The organism is Brunnivagina elsteri CCALA 953, assembly GCF_002289455.1.
In the GTDB taxonomy this organism is placed as follows: Bacteria; Cyanobacteriota; Cyanobacteriia; order Cyanobacteriales; family Nostocaceae; genus Brunnivagina; species Brunnivagina elsteri.
Genome location: NZ_NTFS01000638.1, coordinates 1 through 2,434, shown reverse-complemented (window position 1 = coordinate 2,434; position 2,434 = coordinate 1). Strand labels below are relative to the sequence as shown.

1 protein-coding gene is annotated in these 2,434 nt (G+C 41.9%); it reads left to right on the top strand.

Translation table 11 applies throughout. The features are described 5' to 3' along the window. Window positions 1-2,434: plasmid replication protein, CyRepA1 family (locus CK510_RS29365; RefSeq protein WP_143289503.1), on the top strand; the 2,434-nt coding region annotated here is incomplete at both ends.

Sequence of the window (2,434 nt, the reverse complement as noted above, 5' to 3'; positions counted from 1 at the left end):
ACTTGGAGATTGGTTTCGAGGTATTGCGGAATAGACATCTCATCCGAAGATTTAGAGCATCCACATGGCTTTTGGTACTGGGTTTGGCGAAAAAATGTACCAGTTGTAATTGTTGAAGGTGTAAAGAAAGCAGCTTGTTTATTAACTGCGGGTTTTGCTGCGATCGCTATCCCCGGAATTAATTCTGGCTATCGCACTCCTAAAGATGAGGAGGGTAACGTTGTCGGGAAACCCTTTCTAATTCCAGATTTGAAACATTTTGCGACTGAAGATAGACGGGTTAGTATTTGTTTTGACCATGATAAGAAGCTTGAAACTGTACAACGAGTAAGAACTGCAATCAAGCGAATGGGAAAACTACTTGCTGTTGAGGGGTGTGATGTCAGGGTTATTGAGTTACCTGGACCAGATAAGGGAGTTGATGACTTCGTTATATCCCAAGGAGAGGATGCATTTTATGGGCTTTACTACAAAGCTGAAACGCTTGATTTATGGCAAGTTCGGCTGTTTACATTGTTGACTTATCAAATCTCAATACAACTCACACAAAAATATCTGGAAAAAATTCAAATATCAGAAAATGAAAAACTAATTGTTCTCAAATCCGCGAAAGGAACGGGTAAAACTCAATGGCTAGTTGGTGAAGTCGCTAAAACCCACGAGCAAAGTCGTAGAGTGTTAATAATTACTCATCGGATTCAACTGGGAGAGGCTTTATGTAAAAGGTTTGGGGTGAATTATGTTACGGAAGTTCGCGATTCTGGAACTGGTGATTTACTCGGCTACGGAGTTTGTATTGATTCTTTACATCATCAAAGTCAAGCTCGATTTAACCCCGATGATTGGCATAACGATACAGTGATTATTGATGAGTGTGACCAGGTATTTTGGCATCTGCTCAACTCTGGAACCGAAGTAGCAAAACGTCGCGTTTCTGTACTCAAAAACCTGAAGCTATTAATTCAAAATGTATTGGGTAGTCCTGAAGGAAAGATTTATCTTGCCAGTGCGGATGTGTCGGATTGTGATGTTGATTACGTATTAGCCTTGGCAGGAGAAATTCAGATAAAACCGTTTGTCATTGTCAACGATTATCAGCCGAACGCTGGTAAATGCTATATCTACGAAGGTACGAATCCCAAGGATTTGCTTGTAGCTTTAGATAAAGTGATTGCTACAAGTAAACTAACTCCAACAGCAGGGGAAGATTTTGCAAAATCGGAAACCAAGTCAACGATTAATAAACAAGATAAATTTATTACTGCATCTTCCCATCTGCTATTTTGTTCTGCTCAGAAAGCGAAATCGAAATGGGGAACTCAGGCTTTGGAAGAAAGATTTCGTCGTAAATTCCCAGATTTACGAATTTTACGAATTGATAGTGAGTCCGTTTCTGACCCCAATCATCCTGCCTACGGTTGTATCGCCAATCTTAATCAAATCCTTATTGAATATGACTTAGTAATCGCTTCTCCAAGTTTGGAAACCGGAGTATCGATCGATATTCAAGGTCATTTCCAAGCAGTCTGGGGAATTTATCAAGGTGTGCAATCTGCCAACTCGGTACGACAAATGTTAGCGAGATTGCGCGACAATGTGGAACGCCACATTTGGGTGAGAAATCGCGGGATTGGAACTGTGGGAAATGCTTCGACTTCAATGGGTTCACTTCTGGCAAGTCAACATTCGGTAACGAGAGCGAATATTGCTTTACTTTCCGAAGCTGATAATGCAGATTACAGCAGCATAGACCAGAAGTTTCAACCCGAATCTCTACAAAACTGGGCAAAACGAGCTTGCGTTATCAATGCTCAAATGTACCACTATCAAGAATTTGTGCTGCAAGGTCTGCAAGAAGATGGTTATGAGATTATTGACGCACAGAAAGTTCCCGAAGTTGAAAGTCAACAGATTGTTGAGGAGGTTAAAGCTGTGTCCCATGAATTAAGGTTGGAAGAATGTAAGGCGATCGCAGACGCTGAAAATATCTCGGAGTCCCAGCTAAAAAAGTTGCAGGACAAGAAAGGCAAGACGAAAATTGAGAGGTATCAGGAACGGAAAGCATTGCTGCGAGAACGTTATGGGGTTGAGGTTACTCCCATACTGGTTTGGAAAGATGATGAGAGTTGGTATCCTAATCTGCGACTGCATTATTTCCTCACCCTTGGACGGGAACAACTTCCAGAACGGGATGCTGCTACGGCGAAAATGCAAATCGAAGTCGGTGAAAATGCGATTTGGAAGCCGGATTTTAATCGAGGGCAGTTATTGGCTATGGTCATGATGCTGGAGGATATAAATATCGGTTATTTCCTGACTCCTGGGGTAATGTTTCGCGGTTCCGACCCAGCGTCGCAGAAACTTAAGGAGGTGACAATCAAGAATCGGTACATTATTAAAAATTACTTGGGGGTTTCGGTTTCCGAGGGGATGA